Genomic DNA, 25124 nt, shown 5'->3' on the forward strand with positions numbered 1-25124 from the left:
CGGCCGCAGCACTGCGCGGGCGTGATCGCGCCTCAACCGAGGAGGTGACGACCGATGCGTGAGCGTCGTCGCTCGCTCGCTCTCGTCGCGCTGCTGCTCGTCTCGACGTTGGCTGGAGTAGTGCCGACGGCAACTGCTGGCGGTCCGCCCAGCGGGATGGTCGCGGTCAGTGAAACCAACATCAACGACATTCGGCCTACCGGCGTGACGACGAACGTCTCAGCGGCAGACCTCGACGGTGCAGTGTACGTGAGTGGACACGCCTCGACGACGGAGGTGGACCTCGTTACGGACGCTCAAGCGGACGAGATTGCCAAGGGCGCATCGCCATCGGACGTGGCGCAGGAGGCAGTCTGCTCGTCGCCCGCGGCCGGGAAGACTCCGCAGTTCGATTGTTCACGAGACGCGTCGATGTCGTTGGTTATCTCGGACGACGTTCATCACGATGGCCGTCGCGTGGCAGTCCGCGCTGGCGTCATCAAGGATGCGTTCGGGTACGTTCCGGAGTATCTCGCTATCGCGAACAACGAAACGGGCGAGACGTGGCGGTCCCCTACGACCGTCGCGGACGGTTGGCTCGTCGCCGATGTCGAACACTTCTCGTCGAACGCGGTCTCGTTCGAGGGCACCGTGTCGGTCGAAGCGACGCCAGCCCTGAACGGTGACACGTTCACGACTAACATTTCGGACGTCTCAGCGGTAGATAACTTCGACATCAACGTGACCGGGTCAACCCAGACGGAATGGGATAACGTCTCGGCGACGGGTCTCGCCAACGGAAACAACCTTGCAGTGAACCCTGCAGGCCATCGCGTCACCGGACCGAACGCTTCAGAACCAGAGGTCGTTTTCACGGGCAACCTTCAAACCAAGTCCGAGTCCCTCACGGGGTCGGTCTCGCCGGGCGGGTCGGCGTCGGTCTCGGTCGATGGGAATCAGAATCCGAACAGTCCGACGCTGACGGTGACGGGGCGCGGGACCTCGAAGCTGAATCCTTATTTCGACTATCAAGACCACAGCTATCAAATCGGCGGGAAGTACAATGGGCTGGTCAATGCAGAAGCGACGTTTGACGGGCCTCCGAGCGTCATATCGGGGATTAAGCTTTATGCGAACCCGAATGGTGGTTCCCACACTCTGGATATCTATCTCGTGGAGGAAGATGCAGACGAAGTTTTTGGCGAGGGAACGCTGGTTCGGTCTGGAGTGACAATTGATGGCGGAAGTGGACAGAAAACCATTGATATCCAAGATTACGAACCCAGCACGTCCGGGAATCTGACCGTCGAGTTCGTGACGACCTCATCGTCTGGCGGAAAGCTAGAAGGTTACGCTGGGACCTCAACGAACGCTAAGGTTCTCTCAAACTCCATTTACGGAATTAGCAACAGTGGTCTCGACATGACATTCTTGTCGGGGCCATCTGGCGTGAACGTGGATGACAACAATGGTCATTCGGCGTCGTTCGGCGAACTGCTGCCGGGCGAGACGAAAACCAAGTCGCTCGCGGTCGGTACGTCATCCTCGGCGCTCGACTTCTCGGCGTTCAAGAGTGGGTCGGTTGATTGGCAACTCGACTTTACTGAACGAACCGTTACCGAGGATGTCGCGCTCGACATCGACGGCGACGGAATTAACGACGTGTCGCACTCCGGCCAGCTATCGGATGGCGCGACAGCGAGTTATCAAATACCGTCTCTTGACCCGAGCGACGGGTCCGCGACGGTTTCGACCGCGGCAGGTTCGACGGTAGGCGCGGAGGTTCGACTGAAAGAGGTATCGGAGACGCGCGACCCGAGCATATCGGTAAATGGACACACAACGTCTTACACCGGAACGCTCTCAGACGGCGAGACGGTGGCACTCGATACGAATACGAGTTGGATTCAATCGGGTGAGAATCAAATTAACGTCACGGTCGGTGACGGTTCACTAAGCGCGGATGCACCGACACCGGCAACCGGACTTGATTACTCGCACGACGCGAAATCCAGCTACTCGGTCAACTACTCTGCCGAGGCGCTCACCGTGCGCTACGGAGTCGGAAAGAGCTACACCTCGGACCAAAGCGGCGTCTCGATGACCATCCCGTTCGACAACACGGTGTACGAGATGCGAGACGTCGAGAAACGAGTGAACGGCGGAAGCTGGACAGCGGTTGACCCCATGAACTACCGCATCACCGACGCGAACGAACTCGTCGCCGACATCGGCTCGGTCTCGAAAGGCGATACCGTCAAGGTACGCGCGAATGGGTCGCGCGTCGAGACCTCCAACATGAGCATCACTGTCGAACGAGCGACCGCGAAAGGGAACAAACTCGACTCGAAACTCTCCATCGACTCAATCAGCGAGAACGCCTATCTGAGGTTCGCATCGTCGGGCGAGTCGAAGAGGATCGTCTACCCCGTGAACGAATCGTGGGACTCGGCTGACGGATACGCAACCATCCAATCCAACGGCCAGCAAGACCTCTTCCTGCCGAGCGCGCCAGCAGGAGGTACCTTCCGAATCCAAACGATTCCGGTGAAGGCGACCCCAAATCAGGGCGACGTCGAGGTCTCGGTCTTAGAACCACGCCAAGAGGAACCACAGTTCTACGTTCGACCGGGCGATGCGCCCAGCGACACGGTGGAGTTCACCTATCTGAACGCGAAACCGGACACGAAGTACCTACTCTACTCGAAATCGAATGGAGTAGTTCGAGACTCGGGGACGGCGAACTCGCCGGTCACGTTGACCGACGACGACAGCGCCGAGCGACTCGTGTTCCGAGTTGACGAGAGCGGAACCTCTGACCCGCCGAACCGTGACGGATGGACCGATGGCTTCCCCCCACCGGGCCAGTTCGCCAAGCAGTCAGCCAGCGGTGGGAATCTCCCGGTGGTCCTGCTCGTCTCAGGTCTCGGCATTGCAGTGCTGTGGTACGCTCGGAGTCGATATCGAGGAGCGAGCGGCGTCACGGGTCTGTTCGGCCGGGCGTTATCCTCGAACGTGGTCCTCGGGAGTCTCATCGTCGCGGTTGTCGGCGTCGGGGCCGCAATCGGCGGTGTCTCGCTCCCGCCGGGCGCTGGTCTCCTGCTGCTGGTGACGGGCGTCCCGCTGGCGACGTACCTCGGGCTACGGCGAACCGGCCAGTACTCCCATGTCGCGTTCGGCGCAGTGACGGCCGTCGCGCTCATCCTCGGACTCCAACTACTCGGCGAGAACGTCGTCAGTTCGGTGCTGTCGAACCTCGGCCCGTCGATGCCTATCATCGCCATCGGTGGTCTCTACGTCGTCTACAAGGCAGTCAAGGCCTACCGACGAGGGAAGACCGTGAAACTCAGCGTTCGAGGATTCCGCCGTGGGTCCTCGAACGACGAGGACGACAAAGGAGGGCCGTAGGACGATGCCGACACCGTTGGTCATCGGAGACGTCCTCTCGATGCTCGGTTTGCCGCACGTCGTGGTGGTCGCGGTGATGGCAGTCGCGGCGTTCAGTCACGGACAAGACGTGGTTCACGCGGTCTCGTTCGGACTGACGATGGCGCGACTCGGGACGTGGGTCGCAGTCGTTGTCCTCGCGCTCGGTAGTGCGGCGGTCCTCGGACTGATTCCGGGCGTTGAAGCGAGCGTGAACTTTGGGACGCTCGGCAGTGAACTCGACCGATTGGGCGACCTGCTCCCGATAGTATGACGCCGGAATTCGCAGTCAGTAGCGTCCTGCTGATTATCTGGGCATGTTCAACGATGGTATCTCGGTTCGAGGACTACTTTCCGCTCGCAGTGCGACAGTGGCTCGGCGAAATTGACCTCGACGACCCACGGACAGTCGAGGAGATTCAACTGGCGTACACTGATAACCGAATTACCGAAGCGGAGATGGAGCGACGGTTGGCGGTCGCAGTTAACCCGCGAACCGAGCAGATTCGGAACGCTGTCGAGCCAGTGAGCGGTATCGGGCCGGAGACGGCGTTGAACATCGCGGCGAAGTTCGAGAGTGAACGTGAGCTACGCGAGGCGTCGCGTGAGGACTTGGAAGATGTTCCGAACGTCGGCCCGGAACGTGCTGCGGCACTCCGTGAGCGCCTGTAGCTGATTTTCTTATCAGTCTGTGCAACAGAAACGCAGGTAGATAGACTCTCGTCTATCGGTTAGACCCCCCTTTTCTCTATTTGCCTCGACGACTGCGAGAGACTCACGCGCGCCACGAGCGCGCACTACCGTAGGGGCGATAGGGGTCGGATTTCCCGCGAGGCCCAGACCGTGTACACCCTCGTTTCATACGGTCTCCCGTCTGGTTTCGGCCGGTTCGACAAGTGCGGTGAGGGCCGGGCCGTTCTGGCCCGGCCCGCATTGAGTTAGCCGCCTACGGGCAACTACCGTAGGGGTGCTGGGGGTTGGCGGACCCCCAGCCCGGACCCACAGGTGCCGGATAGAGACATTGTAGGTGGTGAGAACGGCGGAAATGGTGGGGTGTGCGGTGCGCGGAAACTGGCCGAAACTGGCGACCGCGACGTCGAGGCCGCGATGAAGACGCTCTAAAACCATATGCAAAATAGTAGTTCCCCGAACGCTAAAGGAATCTCTCTGTACTTTCTCGAAATAAAGTCGAAAACGAGAGTGTCGCCACTACGTACCGACGTGAACCCGGCCCGAGAGGGCGCTACCCTCCGGTGAATATCGCCGGGTACGGGTCAGTCCGAATCTCGACGTGCTCACCGTCGATGTGGTCGCGGTTGAGCGCAGCGCCCAACTGCTCGCCAGTCAGGAGGACGTCGTCAAACGTCTCCCAGTTGGCAGCGTCGTCGCGACCGTCGTCGTCATCCTCGGCGCTGCTGCTGTCGCCCGCCGAAGCGTCGGTATCATCCGCGGCGTCCGCGTCGGCCCCGCGCTTCTCGCGGGCCTGCTGACGGTCCTTGCGACGCTGCTCGCCGCGCTCGCGGATGTCCTTGAGGTCCTCGTCAGGATGGATCGCTTCGAGTTCATCGAGTGCGTTGAGCCGTAGCTCCTCGTTGTTGAAGACGACGAGCGTGGGCATACTAAGCCGGAGCAGCACGTCGTCCTCGACGAACTGCCCAACCATCTCCTGAACGTAGTCCTCCGTGAAGCCGGTAATCTCGGCGAGTTCCTCGTAGCGAGCGCCGTTCATCGTGGCGATGACGTACAGAAGGTCCCACTTGCTCTGGGTACCTGATTGGCCGTAGACTGAGTTGAGGATGCGCCGGAGGCGGGTCTCGTTGGCTTCTTGGACGGCGGCGCGCCAGCCGGTCGGGACGAGCGTGTCGATGCGCTCGCGGTCGCGCGGCTCGTAGTAGTCGTCTTCGCGCAACAGGCCGAGGTTCAGGCCGGACCGGACGGCCAACCCGCTCGCCATCTGACGGAGCGTCGCGCGGAGTGCGGCCCACTCGTCGGCGTGCGGGAGTTCGGTGTCGTGGTCGGTGCCTGCGAAGAACGCCTCAAGTTTCGGTTCGGAGAGGCGGTCGTCGCGGGGACTCCCGTTGATGCGGTAGACCTTCAGGCCGAGTTCGATGCCCGAGCGCTGTGCGAAGGCGTTGAAGCCGAGGACGTTCCAGCGGTCCGAGCGGACCATCTCCTCGACGAACATCCCTTCGCGCATAGTGCCGTCGCCGTCCACGTCGCCGCGGCCGCCGTACTCCAGCATCGACTTCGCTTCGCGGAGGCGCTGGACGACGGCGTCCATCATCTCGCTGGCGAACCGATGGTGGACCTCGCCCTTCCAAACCTTCCACGAATCACGGTTGAACGTACTCCAGTCGGGGCGCTCGACTCCGAGCGCGGTCGCCGCGAGGTTCGTGATTTGGACGGTGCGGACGAGCGACTCCTTCGAACCGGCGTAGGTCGTCTGGGTCTTGAACCGCGAGCCTTCGCCGTGCTGGCAGACCATCGGGTCGCCGGACGGTCGGACGAGGTCCTCGTTCTGCGGCTGGACCCAGCACTGGTAGGAGACTGGAGCGCGGAGGTTGCCGTCGAGGTCGGCCGCGAGCTTGCCCGAGTCCTCGTCGTAGCGCATCACGCTCAGATTGTACTCGTAGTACTGCGAGATGAGCGCGTCAGCGCCTGCGTTCGGTCCAGCGAGGTCGTCGTCCACGTCTCGACCGACCATCCAGCCCTTCGAGGAGAGGACGAGGTGGGCCGGATAGTCGTCGTGAAGCCAATCGAACTGGTTGTGGACGTCCTCGGCGAGGACGACGGGTTCCTCCTCGGGTTCGATATCGAGGTTCTGCCAGCCGTTCCACAGCCGAGTGTAGAAGCTCTCGCTATCGTTTTCGTCCTCATCGGGGAGGTCTTCGAGGACGGCCTGAATCCCGTGACCGTGTTCGATGGGGTCGGGATAGTCGAGTTCGTCGTAGTCTTTGAGCAGGACCTCGTGTTCGGCGTCCTCGTCTGGGACGGGCGCGAGGCGGCCGCTCTTGGTGTAGTCGTGCGCCATGTGGGCGCTCTGCTGGGGGTCGGCGTCGTCGAGCGAGACGCTCGCCGTCTGGGTGGGCGCGTCGGTACTCATGTTGCCTCCGCGAGCGCTGGCTCTGGCGTCGCGACCGGCACGGTCTCGCCATCGAGGTGGGCCTCGGCCGTCGTGAAGTGGTCGGGCGCGGCTTCCTCGGGTGCCGGGAGGACCACATCGACGCGGCGGCACTCGCAGGACCATCCGTAGACCGGGAGGTCGTCAGTGACGTGCGTCTCCAGCAGGTCGGCGGGAACAGTCGGTGTGCCGATGGTGCTGGTCACGTCGGCCCCGCACAACGGGCAGAACGCGGCGTCAAGGTGAGCATCGTAGTCGGCGATGAGGACGATGGTCCGCGGTTCGACGAGGTCGCTCGCAGACTCGCGAACCGTCACGACGAGTCACCTCCCTGCTCAGTAGTCGTGCTGGACCGAGCGCGGTTCAGGTCCCATTTGAACTCGAACCACCGGACGGTTTCGCACTCGTCGCAGCGGTACATTGTCATGAACGACCGGCTCGCGAATCGTCGGATAGAGCCACACTCCGTACACTCGAAGTTGACCGAGTGGTTTTCGTAGGCGGTGCCATTCTCTCCGAGGGAGTACTTCAGTGAGGGGCCGGTCGCGCCACCTTCTCGGACGGACTTCGGCACGTCGTGGCCGACCGTCGAGTCCCCGTAGGACCACTCACTTCCGTCCGTAGACTGTTCAGTCATCGGAGGCCACCTCCTCGTAAGACGGAATGTCCGCATCTGGCTCGTCAGCGAGACCGCCGCCGAACGTCGCGAGACTCGGGTCCTCGGCCGTCAGGACGTGCTTGCACAGGTTCTTCGCCAGATTGACCGGTACTGCGTTCCCGATTTGCTCGGTCCGGTCGGTTTTTGTCCCGACAAGTTCGTAATCGGCGGGGAAACCCTGAGCCTGCTTGAGTTCGCGCGGTTGGAGCATCCGGTACTGGACGTCGAGTCCCCACGGCCAGAGCTTCGGAATGCACAGCGCGAAGCGGTCTCGACTGGTAATCGTACCGAGCAGTTGGTAGGGGGACTTCGGCGGTCCCTCGTAGTCGTCGATGAACGGACGGAGAACTGGCGACGAGGGTGTGACCACGCCGCCCTTCTCGGTTGCCATGGTCGGCATCGGGTCCGCGACGTTGAGCGCGGCACCACCGTTCGAGTACCGGACCAGTGACGGCGTGAGGAGGTGGCCGTCGTGGTTGCTCGCAGTGACCGTGTGCAGCGGCCGGTCCTCCGGCGGGTAGAGCGTGTTACTGTGGAGATCCCCTCGGGGACCGTTCCGCGGCATCACGAGCGAGCGCGTCTCCGTAGTGACGATAGCATGCCCGCCTCGCGTCGCAATCGTCGGCACCGGCGACTCCTCGACATCCAAAGGATGTGCGCCGTCCTGCTGGCGTAAGAGGTGCGTCGCCGACATCACGGCCGGACTGTCGGGGAGCGGGACCAGAAACGGCTCCTTGACGATGTCCGCGACCGCTGACGCGTACGCAGCGGGGACGACGCGCTCCTCTCGAAGTCGATAGATGTCGTCTTTGCCCAGCGTCTCAAGGACGTCAGCGAAGGGAGCTACCGCGTCGCTACAGTGGCGGCGAAGTCCCTCGGCGATTCGCTGCATCGTTGAGTTCTTCGGCGGTGTCTTCCGGCCGTCGTCGAGGTCTCGCGTCCAAATAGAACCGCCGAGGTCCGACCAGTCGATAATCTCGGCGGCTGTACGGCGGTCGGGAAGGTCGTCGCGGTCGTCACCATGGGTCTGGGTTGGGAAGGTGACGCTCCCGGCCTGTCGTCCGATGATGAAGAAGCGTTCCCGAGTCGTCGGGTCGCCGTAGTCGGCGGCGACGAGTTGGGTCCAGTTGACCGCGTAGCCGAGTTGATTCAATGCGTTCACCCACGCGTCGAAGATAGACCCGTCCCGGACAGGCTGACCGTCCTCAACGGGACCCCAGTCCTGTATCTCGGGGACGTTCTCAATGACGAACGCATCGACGTCCAGCTTCTCTAACCAGTCGAGGACGTGCCACGGCGACATCCGCTTTTGCTCGCTAACGGGTTTACCGCCACGAGCGCGGCTGAAGTGAGTGCATTCGGGGCCACCGACGAGTAGGTCCACGTTGAGGTCAGTATCGTCGTCGGAGAGTCGTTGGATGACTTCCGGCGGGTGGAGTTGCTCTACCTTCGAGTGGTACTGGTGGGCGGTTGGGTGGTTCGCCTCGTGGGTCTGTACCGCTGGGTCCCAATGGTTGATTGCTGCTTCACGGAGAGGGAACCCGAGGTCGTCGCAGGCTTGGCGAAGTCCTTCGCTGAACCCACCGGCCCCGCAGAAGAGGTCAACCGCCACGACCTCGCGCTCGGTCTCGCTTGCGCACTGCGCGTCGGTCACGCGGTCTCACCTCCCGAGAAGTCGGTGAGGCTGGCGAGTTCCGGACCGTCCTGCTCGTCGGTCGGTTCGTCGAGGTCGGCCGGGTCAGGATGATGCACGACCTCGGCGTCAAGGCCGTCGGCCAGAACCTCGGCCAGTACGCGGCGGTGACAGTACCGCGGGTCCTTCTCCCAGCAGACGAGCCAGACGTTCCGATGTTCGGCGCGGCCGCGGAGTTCGTCGAGGACTTGCTGTTGGCCCGCACCGTCGAGATGGTCGCGGTAGCGGTCCTCGAAGTCGACCGTGCGCCACGCGGCGGCGCTCGGGTTGGCGACGCCGTCGCGGTCGCCCGCCTCTTCGACGGTCTTGAAGGCGTTGAGTAGGTCATCGGGCGGCGCAACGGCGGGAACGTTCCGGTCGGTGACGCGCTGGACGAAGTCCTGCGGATACCGAACGACGCCGAGGACGAGGTCGGCATCGTCGGGGTGGACGAGGGAGTTGAGGCCACCGAAGTAGGTGGTGTAGAGCGTCACCGCTGGTCACCTCCCTCGACGTCGTCGGGGTCAATGATGCGTGACCACGACAGTTGCCGGTACCCTCGCTCCGAGCGGTCTCCCTCGACGCTGGTCCAGCCGTCGGGAAGAATTTCGTCGAGGACAGACGCCGGGATGATGGCCATCGCGAGGACGCGTTGGTTGCGGCCGGGTCGGGGGTCGTACACCGCGACGAGATACGCGGCGTTCTCTTCCAGAAGGCGTTCGTGTTGTCGCTTCCGGACGTAGATTCGGCCACGTTGGCCGCTGGCGAGACGGTCCTGAGCGCTCTTGATTTCGACGTGTGTTCCCTTCGCGAGCAGGTTGATTCCGCAGAAGATGACCGAGTCGGTCGTAGTCGGGGCCAGCAGCGAGTCGGCCAAGGCGTCGCACCACTCGGCCTCCCGGTCGCTGACGTACGCGAGTTGCTCGACGCGCTGGACGACGTTGGCCTCGACGGACTCGCCCGCGGCCTTCGGGTGGAGGACCGCCTGAGCGTCGCTCACGGCGACGCACCTCCGTCGGCGAGAACTCGTTTCTCCGGGGCGCTGTCTGGACTAATCTCGCTGGTGTCCTCGAACAGCGGTTTCGCAGTGCCTTCGCGTATCTCGCCGAGTGGCGTGAGGCCGAAGTCCTCGGGGAGATGGTCTCGGAGGAAGTGGTCCGAGGTTTTCGTCTTCCCGGAGAGGTCTTCACCGCAGGCCGGGCACGCAGTGAGGAGTTGGCGCTCGCGCCGCTGCGTGGCGCGGTCCTGAATCGCCATCAGGGACGACACCTCCCGTTATTAAGTGCAGGACACTGTTTTTCGGGGTCCTCGATGGCGCACCCGCAGAAGGTACAAACGGCGGCGTAGTACTCGACGCTCACGCCGACCACCTCTGTCCCCTAATCTGACCGCCAGAAGGCGGCGACCCGCGTTCCGGATGCGAAGCTACTCGCTTTCGATTGGGGGCATTCGAGAACGGCGATTCTCCGGTTTCCGGGAGGAACAGACGCTCCTCTGTCGGTTTAGTTTCCCTCGGAACGGCGGTAAAATGGGAGTGGACTCGTCGGGATTTGAACCCGAGGCCTTCCCCGTGCCAGGGGGATGATCTACCGCTGATCTACGAGCCCTTGGACGCATCTCTTCGTTGTCCCGGGGTACTGATAAACCTCTCGGATTCCGACTACCACCGCGAAAGGGTGACGCATTACTCGACGACTCGTCGGTGTCGGGGAGTCCGTGGTTTGGCGCTGTCAGGCTTTGGACTTGAGTGGTGCGAGAACTCGCTAGGACCGAAAGGGAAGAAGGGGAAAGCCGGATTTAGGCTCGAACACAGGAGTCTACAGCAACCGCACAGCACCGCGCCGGCGCGCGCCGGGGCAGGTTTGTACTCTACGCCTGATGAGACGTGTGCAGACAGAATCAGATAGAAAAGCTTTACCCTCGTAAAACCGTTCCCCTGTGTACGGGAACAGCACAGCCGTAAATCTGACTCGTCGGGTCCGAGGCGTTCCTCGCCTCCCTACTTGCCCGACTCGGGATTACGGACGTGCGCCGCGTCAGACCGACGCATCAGCACGCCTACCTTACAATCGGCGATAGCGGCCTGTGCAGTTCCAATCCAGAAAACTATGGCACGAATGCACACCCGCCGCCGCGGCTCGTCCGACTCGGACAAGCCCGTGGCAGACGAACCGCCGGAGTGGAGCGACGTAGACGAAGACGCCATCGAAGAGCGCGTGGTCGAACTGGCCGAACAGGGTCACACCCCGAGCCAGATCGGCCTGAAGCTGCGCGACGAGGGCGTCAAAGGCACGCCGGTCCCCGACGTGAAGCTGGCGACCGGCAAGAAGGTCACCGAGATTCTCGAGGAGAACGACGCCACCGGCGACGTTCCGGAGGACCTTCGCAACCTGCTGAAGCGGGCCGTCCGCCTGCGCGAGCACATGGACGAGAACCCGCAGGACGCCCAGAACAAGCGGGCGCTCCAGAACACCCAGTCGAAGGTTCGACGCCTCGTGGACTACTACCGCGGCGACGAACTCGACGAGGACTTCAAATACTCCTACGACAACGCCAAGGAACTCCTCGAGGACTAAATGTCTCCCTCGGGTCGAACTGACGACGGGCCAGCCCCGTCCGCCAGCGGCGCGGCCGCCGGTCTGCGCGAGGCCGACTTCGTTCGCGTCCTCTCGCGCGCCGACGGCGACTGTCTCGCCGCGGCCGGACTGCTGGCTCGCGCGCTCGCCGAACGCGGCGTCCCCTATCAGATTCGGGTCGGGCGCTTCGGCGAGACGCTGGCCGACGGTGACACCGAGACCGACTCCGCCGACACGACCGTCGGTATCGGTCTCGACGCCGCCGCGGACACCCACTTGCCGGGGGAAGCGACCCCCGCGAGCGTGACCGCCTTCGACGTGGCCAACGAACTCGGCGGGTCGCCCGACCCGGTGCTAGCACTCGCTGGCGTCGCGGCCGCGGGCCACCCCGTGGGCGGGGGCGAGAGCGCTCACGTCCTCGAACAGGCCCGCGACGCCGGTCTCAAACGGCGACCCGGCGTCGGCGTTCCGACGGCGGACCTCGCTGACGGACTGGCCCACTCGACGCTCGCGCACGCGGAATACTCGGGCGACGCCGACGCCGTGCAGGCCGCGCTCGCCGAACTCGGCCTGCCCGCCCGACTCGGCGACTCGGCCCGCCGCACGATAGCCTCGGAGTTCGCGCTTGCGGTCGCCGGTGCGGACGCCGCGACCGAGCGGGCCGCCGAAGCGGTCGAGCGCGCGCTCCGACCGCACGCGATTGCGGACGACGCGCCCGACGACGAATCCGACGGCTCGGCGGGCCCGAACGCCCCCTTCGCGACGGTCGAGGGCTACGCCGACGTGCTGAACGCCGTCGCGCGCGAGCGACCGGGAACGGGCGTCGCGCTGGCGCTCGGCCACGACGCGCGCGCCGACGCGCTCGACGCGTGGCGCGACCACGCCGCGGCGGCCCACCGCGTCCTCCGCGAGGCCACGACCGGCCGGTACGACGGCCTGTTCGTGCTCCGCACCAACGAGGCCCCAGCCGAGACGGTCGCGCGCCTCCTGCGGGACTTCCGGTCGCCCGAACCGGTCGCGCTCGTCGTGACCGAGACGGAAGCGGCCGCGACTGCAGTCGAGGACGCGGGCGTCGGCGCGGCGATGGAGGAGGCCGCACAGGCGGTCGGCGGGTCGGGCGGCGGCACGTCCGACCGCGGCTACGCGCAGTTCGACCACGAGAGAGACGCCAAGGAGTTTCTCACCGCGTTCCGGGAGGCCAGAGCGTGACGGGACCCCCATCCGACGCGGACGGGTCCGCCGGTCGCTCGGCGACGATTCGGACCGAACTCGACGACGCCGCGATACTGGCGGCGTCGGTTCGACCCGACAACACGCCCGAAATCGACACTCGCGCTGCAGACGGCGTCGTCGAGACGTCCATCGAGCGCGAGACCACCGGCGGTCTCCGGACCACGGTGGACGACTACGTCGTGAACCTCGCGGTGGCGCAGGAAGTCGCACAGGCAGCCAGACGACACGCGAACGGCTCGCACGCGGACGCGAGCGAATCGCGAGCGAACGCAGACGACACAACCCAATCATGAGTGAACGATCCGTATCCAAGCAGAAACAGGAGAAACGGTGGTACACCATCCACGCTCCCGAGCAGTTCGACCGACAGGAGCTCGGTGGCACCCCCGCAGACGAACCGGACAAGGTCCTCGGTCGCAACATCGAGACCACGCTGGGCGAACTGAAAGGCGACGCCAGCGAGAACAACACCAAGCTCACGTTCAAGATCAACGACGTGGGCAGCGACGCGGCGTACACCGAGTTCATGAAGCACGAACTCACCCGCGACTACCTGCGGAGCCTCGTGCGCCGCGGTGCCTCGAAGGTCGAGGCGTACGTCACGGTCCTGACGACCGACGACTACCGCGTCCAGATTCAGCCCGTCGCGTTCACTACCAAGGACGCCGACGCGAGCCAAGAGAAGGCCATCCGCAACACGATGGTGGACATCGTCGAGGAGGCCGCGGAGGACCGCACCTTCGAGGACCTCATCGACAGCGTGGTCGAGGGTCGGCTCTCGTCGGCCATCTACGGCGAGGCCAAGACCATCTACCCGCTGCGCCGCGTCGAAATTCAGAAGGCGACGATGGAGGCCCGTCCCGAAGAGGTCGCCGCCGAGGAGGAGACCTCGGTGGACGTGGACGAAGAAGAAGTCGAAGTCTGAATTCCACGCGTTTATTTTTACGCTGCGGGAGGGCAAGCCGTCCGTCTGAACGCGCCCGTCATCTCGACAGAGACACCTTCTAACCCGATAATCAGCGTGCAGCCCACCGATTAGATGGGATACAGCAAACAACTTATTATAAGATGAATAATAATTATCGGTGTGAATAGAGATAGCGAACCGACCGATAGTGATAAAATTGTTGATAGACTTTTGGACGAGGAGACCTATCCCAGCGAAGTCCATGGAACACAACTGAGAACCCAGTCATACGGTGGAGATGGCTCCAAGAAGATAACCGTGGAAATCTGGGAAAATCCGTGGCACAAATCGCGCCTCGAAGTGCAGCGTACGGAAACAGTCGGGGAGTTCGACCCTGAAGTACAGATAGACGAGAACGCTACGCTCAATCAACTCGAAGGCGGAGGACACGTGGTAATCCGTAACGAGAACGAGTTGCTGAAATACAACAGGGACACGAACAGGTGCCACTCGTACGTATTCGAAACGTCGGAGGAGTTGGCCGGTTCGATGGTAGAACCGTCTCTGATCGGATCGTCGCCGAAACGTAACTTCGAGATTTCCCGTGGCGGAGTCGAGGAGGTAGTCGACCGAGAGACGCACGTTCTCCGATTTGAGCCGAGAGAAGATGCAGAACAGTTCTACCGACAGTACCGGTACGTTCAGATTTGGGTAGACAGTGAATATTGGCTCCCGATGAAGCACGAAGCAGAGTATCGACTCGACGACTGCGTCTTGACAGAGACGAACGAGTTCCAGTCGGTAGAGTTCGATTCCGGTATCGACGACTCCGTCTTCGACTTCGAACCACCCGAAGAGGCGGAGATTGTTTCTACCACAGACTGTATAGGTACCGAATCCGAGACCCGCTCCGAGTAATCTTACTCCGTCACGACGATTTTGCCGACCATCCCGGTGGGTTCGTGGGGGATACAGAAGTAGTGGTACTTGCCCGGCACGTCGAACGTCACCTCGTAGGTCGCACCCGCGTTGATTCGCCCGCCGAAGTCGCTCACCCACCCGTCGCGGGCGGCCTGCTCGGAGTCGAATCCGCCGGACGCGAAGTAGTCGGCCTCGTCGGGAATCTGGTTCTCGTATGCCGTCACGGTGTGGCGGCGGTTGCCCGTGTTCCGCCAGACGACCGTCTCGCCCGCTTTGACTTCGAACTCCGCGGGGCGGAAGAACGCCGACCCCATGCCGATGTCGTAGTCGGCCTCGTCGGCGCTCGCGCTTCCGCCCCGGAGGGCGCTACATCCGGCGAGACTCAGCGACCCGACGCCAGCGGCCCCCGCGAGGAACGTTCGGCGGTCCATGCCCGACTCTCCGGACGCGAACGATTTAGGTCATGCGATAGACCGGCGCTCGCGAGCGGTCGGCTACGGGTCGCTCTCGCCGAACGTCCATCGGGTCGCGTCGTCGGGGTAATCGCTCCACGCCAACACCGTGTCGGGGCGAACCGCGAAGAACGGCGTGCCGTGGCGAATATCGTACTTCTCCTCGTAGGCGGCGTCGATGCGCTCGACTCGGTCGGCCTCCGCGGTGTCTGGGTCGATTCGCTCGGCGGTCCCCTCCACGACGACCACCTCCTCGCCGTCCTCGCGGTGGACCGCGACGGCGGGGTTCGCCTTGAGGTTGCGGACCCAGCGAGTTCGCTCACCGCCGCCGCAGTGGAATCGTCCGTCCACCCAGACGCCCCACACGGGCCGAGCGTGGGGGCGACCGTCGGGTCTCGTGGTCGAGAGCCAGTACGTGCGGTCGTCGGCCATTCGGGAGGTCACGAACTCCCACGACAGCGTGCCCTCGGCGTCGTCGGGGATGCCGTAGCTCGCCTCGGTCTCGGGGCGGTCCCGGTGGGCGTCGGCGTCGGTTCGGTCGTCTCCTCGGTCTCGCGACTCCTCGGGTTCTCGGTCGGTCATCGACGCGAGTACGCCTTCGGGCGGGATAACCTGTCCGGCGGGCGAGAGTAGGCCGGATATAAAGACGTATCAACGGCCGTCGCACACCCGACACGTATGGAACCCCGGTTCGTCGGTCGGCTCGGCGTCGCCGACGCGGTGACGGTCGCCAACGCCGCGCTCGGCTTTCTGGCGGCCGTCGTCGCGACCATCGACCCGGGACTGTCCGCTCGGTTGGTGCTGCTGGCGGCAGTCGCGGACGGACTCGACGGCGTGGTCGCTCGCAAGTTGGGGAGTACCCCGGCGGGCGAGTATCTCGACTCGCTGGCGGACGTCGCCTCGTTCGGCGTCGCGCCCGCCGCGCTGGTGTTCGCCATTGCGCGCGAGCGGTGGGGACTGGCCGACCCCTCCGCGATGGCGGTCGCCGCGTTCTGCGTCCCCGCGCTGTTCGTGGCGATGGCCGTCGTCAGGTTGGGGCTGTATACGGCGTACGACGTCGGAAACGGTCACACGGAGGGCGTCCCGAGCACGCTCGCGGCGACGATTCTGGCGACCGCCGTGCTGGCGGGCGTCGAGGACGCCGCGGTCCTGCTGGCGGCCGCTGCGGCCTTCGCATACCTGATGGTGACACAGGTGACGTACCCGGACCTCTTCGCCCGCGACGCGCTGGCGATGGGCGGCGTGCAGGCGCTCGCCGTCCTCGCCCCGACCGCGTTCGGGCGGGCGTTCCCGCGGCTCCTGCTCGCGGCCGCGCTCGCCTACCTCCTGCTGGGGCCGCGGTTCTACTGGCGCGACACCCAGTGCGAACTGGACGACCGCGAGGTGGCACCACGCGAGATGGAAGGGAAACGCTCTTGAGGTGTACGCACCGAGTTTTGACCATATGAGTCCGGTAAGCCTTGCGGGGTGGGACGAATGAGCGACGAGGGCAACGAGACGGACGCCGAGACCGAGGCGACCGAAACCGAGGAGTCGTCGGTCGAGGCGACGCTCACCGAGGAAGAGATCGAGGCGGAACTGGACGCGGCAGAGGCGGACCTCGACGCCGCGGAGACGGAAGCGGACCTCGACGAGGTGGAGGCCCACCTCGACGAGATAGACGGCCACGTCGAGCGCGCCGACCTCCCCGAACCGGAGGACGAAGACGAGGAGAGTCCGCGCGACCAGTTGGAAGACCGCCTCTCGACGCTTCGAAGCGACCTCGAAGAGGCCCGCGGCCCCTACGCCGAGGACGTCGTCGAGGACGTGTCGGCGGCCGGGACCACCGTCGAGGAGACCGAGTGGACCGAACATGGCCGCGAGGAACTGGCGGACGCCGTGGACGTGTTCGTGACCGAGGTCGAGGAGATTCTCGGCACCGGCATCTCGGTGACGGTCTCGCCCGACCTCGAAGACCTCACGACCGCAGTCGAGGACACGGCGGTCCGTATCGGCGAGGCGGGACTCGACCCCGACGACGACGCCGAGACCATCGCCGAACTGGAGGCGGCGGCCGCCGACCTGCAGGCGGGCGTCGAGGACGCCGAGGAGTGGGACGACCTCGAAACCCGCGAGCAGTTGCAGGTGCAGGGCTTCTACGACGTTCTGGACCACCGCAAGGACTACCCGCCCGAGTGGCACGCGCTGAAGGTCTGGGAGAAGCGGGGGCGCGCCGACATGGTGTTGCTCGGCCTCGACAACTTCCAGTCGAACTTCATGGAGGAACACTGTCTGGAGGCGCTCGAACGGATGGGCCATCCCGACTCGCTCGACGCGATGAAAGAGCGCGCCCAGCGTCGTGACAAACCCGCCATCAAGATTATCGGTAAAATCGGCGAGGAGGACGGACTCGACGCAGTTCTCGACTACGTCGATTCCGACCCCGGTCTCGCCAAGCCCGCGCTGAAGGCCGTCGGCGAAATCGGCAGCGAAGAGGCGACCCAAGACGTGGCGAACCGACTCGCGGCCGACGACGCCTCGGTCCGGAGTCAGGCCGCCCGCGCGCTCGGTCTCATCGGCGACACGCGCGCCATCGACCCGCTCACGGACGTCCTCGAAGACGACGAGGCCGACGAGGTCCGGGCCAGCGCGGCGTGGGCGCTCAACCAGATCGGTACCGAACGCGCCGTCGAAGCGGTCCGTCCCTTCGCGGACGACCGGGCGTACCTCGTGCAGACCGAAGCCGAGAAAGCGGTCGAGAGTCGGTCGGAAACCCCGGCGTAATCGCCCCGTACCGGTTTTCAGTACGACATTGACCGCGATGCTCGCGGAGTAGTACGACAATACCGAGCGACAGCCCTCGGTAGCCACACCATAACAAAGCGCCCCCTTTTCGTCGTATTACGTAGCCGAACTATGGCCTTCGATACGCAAACGCTCGGGCGCTGTCCGAACTGCGGCGAGGCGATTACTCGCGACTACCTGCTCATCGAATACGAGTCGGAAGGTCGTCCCGAACGCTTCGCGGAATGCCCCGATTGCCGCGACGTTGTCCACCCGTCAGGCGAGTAGCGCCGCGAGAAACTGTATTGTAAACGCGACGATGAGGAGGAACGCACCGATTCGACCGATCCACGTGTGTTCTGTCACTTCCATCGGTGAGATATCGACGCTGTAGTCGTTGTACTCCTCGCTGTACTCGACGTAACTCGGTAGTTGGAAGAACTCGAAGAAGACCAGCGCCGCGCCGAGTGCGCCGAGCGCGTATCCCGCGAGTTCGAGTGCCAGCACGAGATCGACCATAATCACACCGGCGAACCTATCGAGCAAAAAGCCATCGGTCCCCGAGAGTTTAAATCCGGAGGCGGGACCAATCCGTCGCGTGTCGCTCTGGACCGATTTCACACCGATCATCGTCGCCGCCGCGCTGATCGCAGTCGTTACGGTAACGACTCCACCGGCAGTCGCCGTAAACACGCCCGCAGAGACGACTCTCGACGATGCGACGACCGGCAACGACGCTCCCGTCGATATCGCCCCGACCGACCCGCCGGAAATCGTCGCGCTCTACCCGAACCCCGTGGCCGACGGAGACGCGGGGGAGTTCGCAGTCGTTCGATTCCCCCAGCGAGCGAACCCCTCGAACTGGTCGCTCGCGGACGGTGAAACGACGGTCGCGTTCCCGAACGAGACGGTCTCCGGCCGGGTGGCGGTTTCTGGCGACCCTCGAACCGCACGGAACCTGACCGACGCTCCTGTCATCGCGCTCACCGGGGGTCTCTCGCTGGCGAACGGGGGCGAGACCGTTCGCCTCGTCCGTGACGGAACCGTAGCGAGAACCTCTGAGACCGATGTAAACGCTACCGCAGCGACCGTCACCTACGAAGACGCTCCCGAAGGTGAACGCTTTCACCGCGTCCGGAGCGGAGACGACCGAGGAGGACCCGAGGCGAGAGACTCCGGAGGGTCGTCCGTGTGGCGGTGGACTCCGCTCGGCGCGACCGACTTCGGCGTCGCCCGGACCGGACCGACCAACGCCCGCGCGTTCGTCCTCCCGGACTCGCCCGCGGTCCCACTCGAAACGCTCCGGCGGGCCGACCGGCGCATCCTGCTCGCCGGGTACACGTTCGCCTCCGAGCGAGTCGCCGACGCGCTCGCGTCCGCGACGAGGCGCGGCGTGGAAGTTCGAGTCCTCGTCGACGGCGCGCCGGTCGGCGGTCTCTCCCGTAGGTCGGCCAAACTGCTCGACTCGTTGGTCGCTCGCGGCGTCGAGGTCCGTGTCCTCGGCGGACCGCGGGCACGCTACGACTTCCATCACGCGAAGTACGCCGTCGCCGACGACCGGGCGCTGGTCCTGACCGAGAACTGGAAGCCGTCGGGGACCGGCGGCCACTCGAATCGCGGGTGGGGAGCGGTCGTCCGGAGCGATGCGGTCGCGAGTCGTCTCGCCGAGGTGTTCCGGGCCGACGCGGGGTGGCGCGGGGCGACTCCGTGGTCGGAGTTCAGACGAGGTCGGAGTTTCGACCCCGCAGACGGTGCGCCCGCGAACGACACCTACCCCGCGGCGGTCGCTCCCGACGGCGTAAACGTCTCTTCGAGCGAGGTGTTGGTCGCGCCCGACAACGCGGAGGCGTCGCTCGTCTCGACGCTCGACGCCGCCGACGAGTCGATTCGCGTCCAACAGGTCGCCATCGGCGGGCGAAAACACTCGCTGTTACGGGCCACGCTGCGGGCCGCCCGTCGGGGCGTCGAGGTCCGAGTCCTGCTGAGCAGCGCGTGGTACGTCGAGAAGGACAACCGGAAACTGGTCGAGTGGCTGAATAGCCGCGCGGAAGCCGAGGGTCTGTCACTGGAGGCGCGCATGGCGGACCCGCGGGGACGCTACGGGAAGATTCACGCCAAGGGCGTGGTCGTCGACGGCGACACCGCCGTCGTCGGAAGCCTCAACTGGAACAACCACTCCGCGAGGGCGAACCGCGAAGTCGCGGTCGTACTCCGCGGCGAGGAGGCGGGCGGATTCTACGCCCGCGCGTTCGACGCCGACTGGCGGGCGAGCGCGGACGACGGGTTCGGAAGCGGCGGTCGGGTCCCGGTCGGTCTGCTCGGGGCAGTTGCCGTCGGCGCAGTCGTTGCCCTACTGTACGCGAAGCGCGAGGTGGTGTTCGAGAACTGAAAAGCAGTGTTCGAGAACCGAGGAAGCCGACGTGTAGACCCGAGCGGTCAGTCGTCCTGCTCGTGGCCGACCGTCGTACTCTGCAACTCCTCGTCGATTTCGGCGTCGGCCATCTTCTCCACGAGCGCGTCGAGGACCTCCTCGCGCATGCCGGGGACGAACTTGATGGACCCGACGACGAGGTGGCCACCGCCGGAGACGCCGCCGCCGCCGACCTCGTCGTTGAGTTCCGTGACCATCTCGGGGATGTCGAGGCGCACGCCGTCGCTCCGGAGGACCGCGAAGTCCGGGCCGTAGCCGATGGTGATGACGGGTTCGCCGGTCTGCTGGACCTTCCGGTCGTGGATTTCGCCCGTGGTCTTGCCCGGCGCGGGGTAGGTGAACCGATGGGCGTGGTTCTCCACGTCGATGCGGTAGAGGTGGGCGTCGCTGTCGAGTCGTTCGTGTTCGACGTGGGGCATGGCCGCGTCGAGTTGGTCCTCGACCTCGGACTCGGCCGTCTCCGCGAGGAACTCGACGAGTTCGCGGTGGCGCTCCTCGCCGTCGCCGCCGTCGGCCGAACTCCGACCGCTCTTCGACGCCGGATCGACGGTGTTGCCCACGTTCAGCACGTCGTTGATGAGGTTGCGGCCCGCGTCGTACTTCAGCCAGTGGGCCTCGTAGTCGAGCGCCTCGCCGATCTCCCGGAGGAACGACTCGTCGTAGCCCTCCGACTCGGCGAGTTCGACGTAGTCGGTCATTACGTCGGCCTTCGAGCGGTCGGAGATGCCAGCGACCGCGGGGACGTGGCGGAGTTCCTCGGTTATCGGCGGCCAAATCATCCGCGCGAGTTCGACGCACATCATCCCGGTCGTGATGCGGTAGTCCTCGTCGTAGAGGTACGGGTTGACGTGGTTGTCCACGTAGGGTTCGACCGCTTCGGGGTCCGGGTGGTGGTGGTCCACGACCACGATGGGGATGTCGTAGTGCGCGAGGTTCTTGTACGCTGGCACGTCCTCGGCGGTGCTCCCGTTGTCGAGCATCAGCAGGAGCGGGAGTTTCTGACCGTGACGGGCCTGGTCCTCCAGCGCGAAGTTGAGGTCGCGGGTCACGTCCTCCATCTCGTAGAAGGGGGCCTTGCTCGGGAGGCGCTTGAACAGGTGACGCTTGGCCTCGGGGTCTTGGTGGGTGTCTTGGATGAACTGCTCCAGCGCGTACTGGACCGGAATCGAGGCGCACATCCCGTCGCCGTCGGCGTGGTGGCGGACCCGAATCGGCCGACTCTCGAGCACGGTGCGGCGGAGTTGCTTGGCGACCTTCTGGAGGTCGGGGAACATCTGGGTCAGCGCGGGCCACTCCACGAGCGGTTCGATGTCGTGAGGTTCGGCGCGCTCTTCGAGCGCGGCCGAGAGGCGCTCGCGCACGTCGTCGGCGTCGCCGTCGGTCAGTACGTCGAGCGAATCGACCTCGACCTGCAGCGAATTGTCGCGTTCGTCGACCTGTCCGGTCACTCGCACCACGTCGTCGATTTCGACCTCGGGGTAGGCGCGGACGCCAGCCTCTTCGAACGCGGCACACGGGACGACGCCGGTCTCGTCGCTGACGTGGAAGATGGTCGGGCCGCCGGTCTGCTTTATCTGGACGACTTCGCCTTCGAGGTGGACCGTCTCGCCGACCGCGCCGCCGAGTTCGCCCGCGTCGGCGATGTCGTAGTCGTGGTCTACCTCGACGGTCTCGTACTCGTCGAGTTCGACGGGGTCGAAACTCAGGTCGCCGTTCTCCCGAATCTCAGTCAGTTCGACCACGAGTGCCTCGTCGACCTCGTAGCTCCCGTCGTAGTTGGACTCGTGGGCGAGTCCGGAGACCGACTCGGAGAGATCCACGAAGACGCCGTAATCGACGACGCCGTTGACCGTCGCGTGGTAGTAGTTACCCTCTTCGACGTCTTCGAGGGTGCAGTCCGGGTCGAGGTCGTAGACGACGACCTCGCCGGGGGTATCGGTAGATGTCATTCTTGGCCGTTGTTTCGGTTCGCCCGATTTTAAGGGTTTGCAACTACGCCCATCAGGGATTCGAATCTGCGAGAATCGCAGGTTCGACGCGTCCAGACGTGTCTGAATCGTACAGACCACGAAGTGAACTTCTTTCGAGGAGCGGTTCCGACTCTGCTCCGGTCACGACACGGAGCGACGGCACAGAGACTCCCGACGAGGAACTGTTCCAACGCCACGGGTAACGCCACCATCTCTGCCTAGCGGTTCGCAACCTTTAGAACGCGCCCGCCCGGAGATTTGACCATGCGGTTGTTCCGGTCGAGCGAGATACTCGGCATCGCCGAGGACGCCCTCCAGTTCGCCCTCGCGGCCTCCGAGGACGCCCATCCCCACGAGTACATGGGCTTCCTCCGCGGCGAGGACGCCCGGTCGCTCGGACTCGAACGAGACGGGACCGTCATCACCGACGTACTAGTCATCCCCGGCACGGAGACTAACTCGGTGAGCGCGACCGTCAAGACGAGCCAGATACCCAACGACTTCAACTCCGTCGGGTCGGTCCACTCCCACCCGAACGGCGTCCTGAAGCCGAGCAAGGAGGACCTCGCCACGTTCGGGAAGGGGAAGGTCCACATCATCATCGGCTACCCCTACGACGACGAGGACTGGAAGGCGTTCGACCGAGAGGGCGACCCCCGGGAGTTGGACGTTCTCGACGTCTCGCTCCCCGAGGGCGAATCGTTCTTCGACTTCACGCAGGCCGACATCGACGCCGAGTTGGACTACGACCTCGGCGAGGATTCAGACTCACCATGACCGACGAGGACTCAGCATGACCCACGTCATCGCACAGGGAACCTTCGACCTCCTCCACCCCGGACACGTCCACTACCTCCGGGACGCCGCGGCGTTCGGCGATAGACTCACCGTCATCGTCGCCCGCAGGGAGAACGTCACCCACAAGGACCCGCCGATTCTGCCGAACCGCCAGCGCCGCGACGTGGTGGCCGCCATCGACGTTGTAGACGACGCCCGCGTCGGCCACCCCGAGGACATCTTCGTGCCCATCGAGGAACTCGACCCCGACGTCATCGCCCTCGGCCACGACCAGCACCACGACGAGACCGCCATCGCCGACGAACTCGCTCGCCGCGGTATCGACTGCGAGGTCCGGCGCGCGAGTCCCCGCGACCCCGAGTACGAGGGCGAACTGCTCTCGACGGGCCGCATCATCGACCGGATTCTCGCCGAGCGCGGCGACCGCTGACGGCCCGGCCCGGTGACACGCGCGACCGAGCGCCGTCGTCTCCGCCCTCGGTCTGCATACTGCGATGCAATCGGAGACTCGTTCTGTGGCCGTCCCGTCGCCAGACTCTCCGTATCCCGCCGCTATCGGCGTCACTCGCGGACTATACCTGATAGCCAGATTATAACAAAGCCGCTTCCGACCGTCCGATAGGCCGACCTATGGTCTCCCCCACAGACGTAGACGACGACAGGCGACGGTTGCTGGCGGGCGTCGGCGTCGCGGCGTTCGGCGACCTCGGAATCGGTGTGCGAGGCGATGGCGGCGAAGGCAGTGGCGGCAGTGAACAGAACGGGGACGGCGACTCGGCGGACGGCACCGACGAACGGTCCGGCGTCCACCCCGACTGGCGGACCCGCGGGTTCGACGCCGGAAACACGAGTTACAACCACGCGACGACCGGCCCGACCGAGCGAGGTCGCCCGACGTGGCACTTCTGGGAGTTCACGACCGGTCCGGTGGTCGCCGACGGTACCGTCTACGTCGGCGGCCGGGGCGGATGGGGCGACGACCGGACCAGCGACGGCGTCTACGCGGTGGACCCCGAGACCGGCGAACTGGAGTGGGAAGCGACGTTCGAGGACGCGTCGTTCGGGCGTCCCACGGTCTCCGGCGGGACCGTCTACGCCTTCGGGTCCGAGGACGTGCTGTACGCGCTCGACGCGGCGACCGGCGAGGAGCGCTGGCGCTACGCTGACGCGGCGAACGTCGGAACGCCGGTCGTCGCCGACGGAACGGTCTTCCTCGGCGGTCGCCAGCGGTTGGTCGCGCTCGACGCCGAGACGGGCGCGCACCGCTGGGAGTACGACGCCGCCGACGGAATCGCGTACTCACCGGCGGTCCGTCGCGGACGCGTGTTCGCCAGCGAGGGAACGTGGCGCGTCTCGGACCACCGACTCCACGCGTTCGACGCCGCGACCGGCGAGCGACGCTGGACGTACGAGTACCCGGACGACTGCGAGTTCGTCAGAATCGCGCCCACGGTGGGCGAGGAGACGGTCTTCGTCGGCGGCGGGTCCCACGACATCGACGACGGACTGGGCCGGGTCGTCGCGTTGGACGCGAACACCGGCGACGTGGCGTGGTCGTGGGTCGGAGAGGAACCCATGAACCAGACGATGGCGCTGGCACACGACACTCTGTACGTCCCGACGAAGGGCGCGTTCACGGCGCTCGACGCCACGACAGGCGAGGAACGCTGGCAGTTCGCCGTCGATTCCGCCGACCGGAATCCGATGGCCCGCATCGACCGATTCTCACCCCCGGCGGTTGTCGGCGACACCGTGTACGTCGGCGGATACGACGCCGCGGTCTACGCGCTCGACACTCGCTCGGGGGAGTGTCGGTGGCGCTACGCTCTCGGCGAAATGTCTCGCGCTAGCTCTCAACCAGCGGTGGTGGACGGGACGGTGTACGTCGCCTGCGACCACCTCTACGCGCTGGCGGAGACCGGAGACGCGAGCGTGGAGGCCAACTTCGTCTTCGAGAACACGGGACCCGGACCCGAACACGAGATACGGGTCGGCAGGCGAGTCACGTTCTGGGGGCGACTCACCACCGGGCCGATAGCTCGCTACGAGTGGGACTTCACGGGCGACGGAACTGCGGACGCGACCGGGCAGTTCGCCAACTACACCTACGAGGAGTCGGGGAAGAAAACGGCGACGTTGCGGGCGGTCGGTGCGGACGGGCGCACAGACACGATGACCCGCGCGGTTCGCGTCAGACCGACGGTAGACTCGTAGTCG

The 25124-nt window shown here is 64.9% G+C and carries 26 protein-coding genes and 1 tRNA gene; 15 read left to right on the forward strand and 12 right to left on the reverse strand.

Going from position 1 to position 25124, the window contains the following annotated elements:
- Positions 1-54 precede the first annotated feature (54 nt).
- The 3 genes from NGM06_RS12135 to NGM06_RS12145 are packed head-to-tail and all read left to right on the forward strand — an operon-like array spanning position 55 to position 4077.
- On the forward strand, positions 55-3387 hold the full coding sequence (locus tag NGM06_RS12135) for a hypothetical protein (protein ID WP_254267211.1): 3333 nt from the start codon (positions 55-57) through the stop codon (positions 3385-3387).
- Positions 3388-3391: 4 nt separating this feature from the next.
- Complete coding sequence (locus NGM06_RS12140) at positions 3392-3679, forward strand: hypothetical protein (protein WP_254267212.1); 288 nt, start codon at positions 3392-3394, stop codon at positions 3677-3679.
- Entirely contained in the window at positions 3676-4077 is a 402-nt protein-coding gene (locus NGM06_RS12145; protein WP_254267213.1) for a helix-hairpin-helix domain-containing protein, read from the forward strand. The genes NGM06_RS12140 and NGM06_RS12145 overlap by 4 nt, the downstream gene beginning before the upstream one ends.
- A 571-nt stretch (positions 4078-4648) precedes the next feature.
- Here the strand turns inward: NGM06_RS12145 and NGM06_RS12150 are convergent.
- The 8 genes from NGM06_RS12150 to NGM06_RS12185 all read right to left on the reverse strand — a co-directional run bounded on the left by NGM06_RS12150 (position 4649) and on the right by NGM06_RS12185 (position 10463).
- A complete protein-coding gene (locus NGM06_RS12150) occupies positions 4649-6508 on the reverse strand; it encodes a hypothetical protein (protein WP_254267214.1) in 1860 nt (619 codons plus the stop codon).
- Positions 6505-6843 (reverse strand): hypothetical protein, encoded by a 339-nt coding sequence (locus tag NGM06_RS12155; RefSeq protein ID WP_254267215.1) that lies wholly within the window; start codon positions 6841-6843, stop codon positions 6505-6507. The genes NGM06_RS12150 and NGM06_RS12155 overlap by 4 nt, the downstream gene beginning before the upstream one ends.
- Positions 6840-7163 (reverse strand): hypothetical protein, encoded by a 324-nt coding sequence (locus NGM06_RS12160; protein WP_254267216.1) that lies wholly within the window; start codon positions 7161-7163, stop codon positions 6840-6842. The genes NGM06_RS12155 and NGM06_RS12160 overlap by 4 nt, the downstream gene beginning before the upstream one ends.
- Entirely contained in the window at positions 7156-8838 is a 1683-nt protein-coding gene (locus tag NGM06_RS12165; protein WP_254267217.1) for a DNA cytosine methyltransferase, read from the reverse strand. Before NGM06_RS12165 ends, NGM06_RS12160 begins: the two co-directional genes overlap by 8 nt.
- The gene (locus NGM06_RS12170; protein ID WP_254267218.1) at positions 8835-9350 is read right to left on the reverse strand and encodes a DUF488 domain-containing protein; all 516 of its coding nucleotides are present in this window, start codon (positions 9348-9350) and stop codon (positions 8835-8837) included. Before NGM06_RS12170 ends, NGM06_RS12165 begins: the two co-directional genes overlap by 4 nt.
- Positions 9347-9856, reverse strand: a complete 510-nt coding sequence (locus NGM06_RS12175) for a PD-(D/E)XK family putative nuclease (protein WP_254267219.1) — start codon at positions 9854-9856, stop codon at positions 9347-9349. The genes NGM06_RS12170 and NGM06_RS12175 overlap by 4 nt, the downstream gene beginning before the upstream one ends.
- The gene (locus NGM06_RS12180; RefSeq protein WP_254267220.1) at positions 9853-10113 is read right to left on the reverse strand and encodes a hypothetical protein; all 261 of its coding nucleotides are present in this window, start codon (positions 10111-10113) and stop codon (positions 9853-9855) included. Before NGM06_RS12180 ends, NGM06_RS12175 begins: the two co-directional genes overlap by 4 nt.
- 278 nt (positions 10114-10391) lie before the next feature.
- Positions 10392-10463, reverse strand: a tRNA-Ala gene (locus tag NGM06_RS12185).
- Between the two features lie 501 nt (positions 10464-10964).
- On the opposite strand from NGM06_RS12185, the gene NGM06_RS12190 reads away from it, so the two are divergent.
- The 5 genes from NGM06_RS12190 (at position 10965) to NGM06_RS12210 (ending at position 14490) form a co-directional block, all read left to right on the forward strand.
- On the forward strand, positions 10965-11432 hold the full coding sequence (locus tag NGM06_RS12190; protein ID WP_254267221.1) for a 30S ribosomal protein S15: 468 nt from the start codon (positions 10965-10967) through the stop codon (positions 11430-11432).
- On the forward strand, positions 11433-12641 hold the full coding sequence (locus NGM06_RS12195) for an exonuclease RecJ (protein ID WP_254267222.1): 1209 nt from the start codon (positions 11433-11435) through the stop codon (positions 12639-12641).
- The gene (locus NGM06_RS12200; protein WP_368410440.1) at positions 12638-12958 is read left to right on the forward strand and encodes a KEOPS complex subunit Pcc1; all 321 of its coding nucleotides are present in this window, start codon (positions 12638-12640) and stop codon (positions 12956-12958) included. Before NGM06_RS12195 ends, NGM06_RS12200 begins: the two co-directional genes overlap by 4 nt.
- Complete coding sequence (locus NGM06_RS12205; RefSeq protein ID WP_254267223.1) at positions 12955-13590, forward strand: 30S ribosomal protein S3ae; 636 nt, start codon at positions 12955-12957, stop codon at positions 13588-13590. Before NGM06_RS12200 ends, NGM06_RS12205 begins: the two co-directional genes overlap by 4 nt.
- Before the next feature lie 162 nt (positions 13591-13752).
- Entirely contained in the window at positions 13753-14490 is a 738-nt protein-coding gene (locus NGM06_RS12210) for a LolA family protein (protein WP_254267224.1), read from the forward strand.
- Between the two features lie 2 nt (positions 14491-14492).
- Here the strand turns inward: NGM06_RS12210 and NGM06_RS12215 are convergent, their stop codons facing one another.
- Both NGM06_RS12215 and NGM06_RS12220 read right to left on the reverse strand, forming a co-directional pair.
- Entirely contained in the window at positions 14493-14924 is a 432-nt protein-coding gene (locus tag NGM06_RS12215; protein WP_254267225.1) for a plastocyanin/azurin family copper-binding protein, read from the reverse strand.
- 63 nt (positions 14925-14987) lie between these two features.
- Positions 14988-15527: a pyridoxamine 5'-phosphate oxidase family protein gene (locus tag NGM06_RS12220; RefSeq protein WP_254267226.1), complete on the reverse strand. Its 540-nt coding sequence runs from the start codon at positions 15525-15527 to the stop codon at positions 14988-14990.
- A gap of 96 nt (positions 15528-15623) precedes the next feature.
- Between NGM06_RS12220 and NGM06_RS12225 the strand changes: the two genes are divergently transcribed.
- The 3 genes from NGM06_RS12225 (at position 15624) to NGM06_RS24465 (ending at position 17996) form a co-directional block, all read left to right on the forward strand.
- Complete coding sequence (locus tag NGM06_RS12225) at positions 15624-16364, forward strand: protein sorting system archaetidylserine synthase (RefSeq protein WP_254267227.1); 741 nt, start codon at positions 15624-15626, stop codon at positions 16362-16364.
- Between the two features lie 57 nt (positions 16365-16421).
- Positions 16422-17708, forward strand: a complete 1287-nt coding sequence (locus NGM06_RS12230; protein WP_254267228.1) for a HEAT repeat domain-containing protein — start codon at positions 16422-16424, stop codon at positions 17706-17708.
- A 132-nt stretch (positions 17709-17840) separates the two neighbouring features.
- Entirely contained in the window at positions 17841-17996 is a 156-nt protein-coding gene (locus NGM06_RS24465) for a DUF7837 family putative zinc-binding protein (RefSeq protein ID WP_438267627.1), read from the forward strand.
- On the opposite strand, the gene NGM06_RS12235 is transcribed toward NGM06_RS24465, so the two are convergent.
- Positions 17985-18227 carry a hypothetical protein gene (locus NGM06_RS12235; RefSeq protein ID WP_254267229.1) on the reverse strand — a complete coding sequence of 81 codons (243 nt, stop codon included), beginning with the start codon at positions 18225-18227 and terminating at the stop codon, positions 17985-17987. The genes NGM06_RS24465 and NGM06_RS12235 overlap by 12 nt on opposite strands.
- A 79-nt stretch (positions 18228-18306) precedes the next feature.
- On the opposite strand from NGM06_RS12235, the gene NGM06_RS12240 reads away from it, so the two are divergent.
- Entirely contained in the window at positions 18307-20097 is a 1791-nt protein-coding gene (locus tag NGM06_RS12240; protein WP_254267230.1) for a phospholipase D-like domain-containing protein, read from the forward strand.
- Between the two features lie 47 nt (positions 20098-20144).
- On the opposite strand, the gene han is transcribed toward NGM06_RS12240, so the two are convergent.
- Entirely contained in the window at positions 20145-22088 is a 1944-nt protein-coding gene (gene han, locus NGM06_RS12245) for a Hef-associated nuclease (protein WP_254267231.1), read from the reverse strand.
- A gap of 285 nt (positions 22089-22373) precedes the next feature.
- Here han and NGM06_RS12250 point away from each other — a divergent pair, with 285 nt between their 5' ends.
- From NGM06_RS12250 to NGM06_RS12260, 3 genes are all read left to right on the forward strand, one after another.
- Positions 22374-22886: a Mov34/MPN/PAD-1 family protein gene (locus NGM06_RS12250; protein WP_254267232.1), complete on the forward strand. Its 513-nt coding sequence runs from the start codon at positions 22374-22376 to the stop codon at positions 22884-22886.
- Positions 22887-22902: 16 nt separating this feature from the next.
- Positions 22903-23337, forward strand: coding sequence for an FAD synthase family protein (locus NGM06_RS12255; protein WP_254267233.1), 435 nt, complete (start codon positions 22903-22905; stop codon positions 23335-23337).
- 200 nt (positions 23338-23537) lie between these two features.
- Positions 23538-25121 (forward strand): outer membrane protein assembly factor BamB family protein, encoded by a 1584-nt coding sequence (locus tag NGM06_RS12260; RefSeq protein ID WP_254267234.1) that lies wholly within the window; start codon positions 23538-23540, stop codon positions 25119-25121.
- Positions 25122-25124: the final 3 nt, after the last annotated feature.

This window comes from Halorussus aquaticus (genome assembly GCF_024218795.1).
GTDB classification, from domain to species: Archaea; Halobacteriota; Halobacteria; order Halobacteriales; family Haladaptataceae; genus Halorussus; species Halorussus aquaticus.